The organism is Parvibaculum sp., assembly GCF_035511255.1.
Lineage (GTDB): Bacteria > Pseudomonadota > Alphaproteobacteria > Parvibaculales > Parvibaculaceae > Parvibaculum.
Window position 1 is genome coordinate 1 of record NZ_DATKFR010000092.1, and the last position, 3,921, is coordinate 3,921.

5 protein-coding genes are annotated in these 3,921 nt (G+C 63.9%); 4 read left to right on the plus strand and 1 reads right to left on the minus strand.

Going from position 1 to position 3,921, the window contains the following annotated elements; translation table 11 throughout:
• Positions 1-97 precede the first annotated feature (97 nt).
• Entirely contained in the window at positions 98-505 is a 408-nt protein-coding gene (locus VMR03_RS03105; protein WP_325402183.1) for an HIT family protein, read from the minus strand.
• Positions 506-607: 102 nt separating this feature from the next.
• Between VMR03_RS03105 and VMR03_RS03110 the strand changes: the two genes are divergently transcribed.
• From VMR03_RS03110 to VMR03_RS03125, 4 genes are all read left to right on the plus strand, one after another.
• On the plus strand, positions 608-1,078 hold the full coding sequence (locus tag VMR03_RS03110; protein WP_325402185.1) for a MaoC family dehydratase: 471 nt from the start codon (positions 608-610) through the stop codon (positions 1,076-1,078).
• Between the two features lie 3 nt (positions 1,079-1,081).
• Positions 1,082-1,960: a CoA ester lyase gene (locus tag VMR03_RS03115; RefSeq protein WP_325402187.1), complete on the plus strand. Its 879-nt coding sequence runs from the start codon at positions 1,082-1,084 to the stop codon at positions 1,958-1,960.
• Between the two features lie 16 nt (positions 1,961-1,976).
• Entirely contained in the window at positions 1,977-2,900 is a 924-nt protein-coding gene (locus VMR03_RS03120; protein WP_325402189.1) for an NAD(P)-dependent oxidoreductase, read from the plus strand.
• Positions 2,901-2,981: 81 nt separating this feature from the next.
• Positions 2,982-3,921: wax ester/triacylglycerol synthase domain-containing protein (locus VMR03_RS03125; protein WP_325402191.1), on the plus strand; the 940-nt coding region annotated here is incomplete at its 3' end.

The following is a 3,921-nucleotide window of genomic DNA, read 5'->3' on the forward strand; positions in this document are numbered from 1 at the left end:
TCGGCGATGAGGGACGTTGCCACGGCTCTCACTCCATCGGGCGGCGGGAATCGCCGCTAACGGAACCGAGACTAGGGCCCGAATCTTAAACCAATGGTTAACCACGAAGGTCTTTTCTTAAGCTTTCGATAAGCTCTCCGGCCCGGGCGGGCTCATAAGGCACCGTCTCTCCCTGCCCCCAGACAGGTTTGGGCCAGGCGGCGTCGCCCTCGAAGCGGGCGATCACGTGGACATGGAGCTGCGGCACCATGTTGCCCAGCGCCGCCACATTCATTTTGTGGGCGCCCGAGAGGCGCTTCAGGACATCGGAAACCAGATCGAGTTCCGCATGGAACGTCGGCTTGTCGGCGCGGGCAACCTCATGAAAATCCCTCAGGCCCGTGCGCCGGGGCACGAGGATCGTCCAGGGGAAGCGGCTGTCGTTCATCAACAGCACGCGGCAGAGGGCGAGGTCCTGGACCGTGTAGGTGTCCGCGGCGAGGCGTTCGTGAAGATGGAAGGCCATTTGGGGAGAGCCTCGATGCTTTTCTCTTTCGGACGGACGGGGCTATAAGCTAGCCGACAGGCGGGCGGCGAGACAGCCCTTCGGATCGAGGCGAGGACGAGAATGCCGGGACTTTATTTCGAGGATTTCCATGACGAGCAGCTCTTCAGGCATTCGATTACCCGCACGGTGACCGAGACCGACAATGTTCTCTTCTCGACCATGACCATGAATCCGGCCGCGTTGCACCTCGACCACCACTACGCCGCGACCGAAACCGAATTCGGCAAGCCGCTGGTCAACAGCCTCTTCACGCTCGGACTGATGATCGGCATTTCCGTTCACGACACGACGCATGGAACGACGATCGCCAATCTCGGCATGACCGACGTCGTTTTCCCCAAGCCGGTCTTCCAGGGCGACACGATCCGGGTCGAGACGAGGGTTCTCGGCAAGCGCCGTTCGAAGTCGCGGCCTGCCGCCGGCATCGTCACCTTCGAGCACAAGGCCTACAACCAGCGTGGCGAGGAGGTCGCCTCCTGTACGCGGCAGGCCTTCATGCATGCCCGCGGGGCCGAGACGGTTGAGGTCTGAGCCATGCGGTCCTTCCTCTTCATTCCGGCCGACAGTGAGAAGAAGCTTGCCAAGGCGGCGGCGACGGGCGCCGACGCGATCATTCTCGATCTCGAGGATTCGGTCGCGCTCCCTAACAAGCAGGCCGCGCGCGCCAATGCGCGAGATTATCTGAAGAGCGCAAGTGCCAGCGGTCCGCGCGTCTGCGTCCGCATGAATGCGCTCGACACGCCGCTCTGGAAGGACGACCTCGCCGCCGTCGTACCGCACCGGCCCCACGCGATCCTCATCCCGAAGACCATTTCCGGCGATTGCGTGAAGAAGGTCGCGGATGCACTGACCGACCTCGAAGCCGAAGCGGGCCTGCGTACCGACACGATCAAACTCTTTTGCGTCGCCACCGAGACGGCCGCGTCGCTCTTCAACCTCGGCACCTATGCCGGCGCGAGCCCCCGCCTCTTCGCCCTGACCTGGGGCGCGGAAGACCTCGCGACCGCACTCGGTGCGCGCAGCAACAAGGACGAGACGGGCGCCTATACCGAGCCTTATCGCCTCGCCCGCACATTGACGCTGGCGGGCGCGGTCGCCGCCGGCGTCATTCCGCTCGACGGCGTCTACAAGGATTTCCGCGACGAGGCCGGCTTCGAAGTTGAGGCACGGGCCGCGATGCGAGACGGCTTCACGGCCAAGATGGCGATCCATCCGGCGCAGGTACCGATCATTAACCGCATCTTCACGCCGTCGGAGGAAGACATCGCCCATGCACGCGCCGTCGTCGAGGCTTTTGCCAGGGCCGGTGAGGATGTCGGCGTCGTTGCGCTCGACGGCGTCATGCTGGACATTCCGCATCTGAAGCAGGCACAGGCGCTGATCGCCCGTGCGGAAACCTCCCGTTCCGTCTGATTTGTCAGGAGTACCGATGAAGCCGTCCGTCTTTCTGGCCATTCCGCTCGGCAAAGCCTTCGAACAACTCTTGTCCGCGAATTACACGCTGATTACCGATCCCGCCCGGAGCGGCGAGGCGACGGCCCTGGTCACGGCCGGAGCGACGGTGACGGGAGCCGCGGAAATGGACCGGATGCCCGGACTTCGGCTCATCTGCTGCATCGGCTCCGGTTATGAAGGGATCGACGTGGTCGAAGCGACGCGGCGCGGCATCAAGGTCGCGAACACCGTCGGCGCCAATGCCGCCGCCGTCGCCGATCTCGCCGTCGCGCTGCTTCTCGCTTCGATCCGCCATGTGGCGGCGGGCGATCGGTCGATGCGGACAGGCAAGTGGCGCGGCGACGACAGCGCCCGGATGCTTTTCTCGCCGGGCGTGACCGGACGCAAGATCGGCATCGTCGGTCTGGGCGCGATCGGCGCCAAAACCGCCCAGCGCCTCGCCGCCTTCGAAACCGAAATCGGCTACTACAGCCGGCGCGAGCGCGACGGCGTGCCTTATCGTTACTTCGAAACGCCGCTGGCGCTCGCGGCCTGGGCTGACGTACTGGTGCTCGCGCATCGCGCCGACGACGGTAACCGGCATCTCGTCAATGCCGAACTCATTGAAGCGCTCGGGCCGAAGGGACATATCGTCAACATCACGCGTGGCTCGGCCATCGACGAGGATGCACTCGTCGACGCCCTCAAGACAGGCAAGCTCGCTGGCGCAGGGCTCGACGTTTTCGAGGGGGAGCCGGACAATATCCGGTCCGACCTCCTCGCCCTTCCCAATGTCGTGCTGACGCCGCATATCGGCGGCGGGAGCGTCGAAGCCTTGCAGGCGATGCTCGCCACGGTGATCGCCAATCTCGACGCCTTCTTCGCGGGTGCTCCCCTGCCCAACCCCGTCACGGCCTGACGTTCCAAGCTTTCCGTAGCGTCCCTCCCCCGATTTGTGGAAGACTGTCCACGGGAGAACGCGCGGGGAGGCGCGGGGGAAATGACGAGACTGAATCTGCAGGATGCGGCCTTTTTGCAGGTCGAGACGGAAGAATGCCCGGCGCATGTCGCGGGGCTTCAGATCTTCAAGCTGCCGAAGAACTACAAGGGCAATTTCTTTCGTGAGCTGATGATGCGGATCGACCACTCGATCCCGCCCGCTCCGCCTTTCAACCTCAAGCTCCGCGCCGACTATCTGAAACTCGACGTCTGGCCGAGCTGGACCGAGGACACGAATTTCGATCTCGATTATCACGTCCGCTACTCGGCGCTGCCCGCGCCCGGCTCGATGGACCAGTTGATGAAACTCGTCGAGCGGCTGCATTCGCGCCTGCTCGACCGCACGCGCCCGCTCTGGGAGTGCTATTTCATCGAGGGGCTCGAGGACAATCAGGTCGCGCTCTATTTCAAGATCCACCACTCCTGCGTCGACGGAGTCGCGGCCATGTCGGTCCTCGACCGCGTGATGTCGAAGACGCGCGCGACAAAGAAAGTGATGGGCTTCTGGCAAGCGCCGCCGACGCACAAGGAACCGTCCACGCCGCCGAAACTGATGGACCGGCTGACGCGCACCTATTCCGGCCTTCTCGGCCAGGTACAGTCGGTCCGGCAACTTTCGTCGGCCGCGATCAAGTCGAGCCTCGAGGCGATCGCCGGCGCCTCACGCAAATCGCCGATGCCCTTCACCGCGCCGTCGACGCCTTTCAACAATTCGATCACGCGGCATCGCCGCTTCGCGACGCATACGATCCCTTTGACCCGGATCAAGGGCGTCGCCAAGGATCTGAACCTGACGGTCAACGACGTCGTGCTCGGCATCTGCGCCGGTGCGCTCCGTCGCTATCTCAAGGATCACAAAAAACTGCCCGACAAGCCGGTGCTCGCCATGTGCCCTGTCTCGGTCAGGCCGAAAGGTGCCGAGCAGCGCGGCAACCAGATCC

Excerpts from the sequence above, each read along its gene's own strand:
- VMR03_RS03105 (WP_325402183.1), bottom strand. The coding sequence starts at position 505 with ATGGCCTTCCATCTTCACGAACGCCTCGCCGCGGACACCTACACGGTC.
- VMR03_RS03110 (WP_325402185.1), top strand. The coding sequence starts at position 608 with ATGCCGGGACTTTATTTCGAGGATTTCCATGACGAGCAGCTCTTCAGG.
- VMR03_RS03115 (WP_325402187.1), top strand. The coding sequence starts at position 1,082 with ATGCGGTCCTTCCTCTTCATTCCGGCCGACAGTGAGAAGAAGCTTGCC.
- VMR03_RS03120 (WP_325402189.1), top strand. The coding sequence starts at position 1,977 with ATGAAGCCGTCCGTCTTTCTGGCCATTCCGCTCGGCAAAGCCTTCGAA.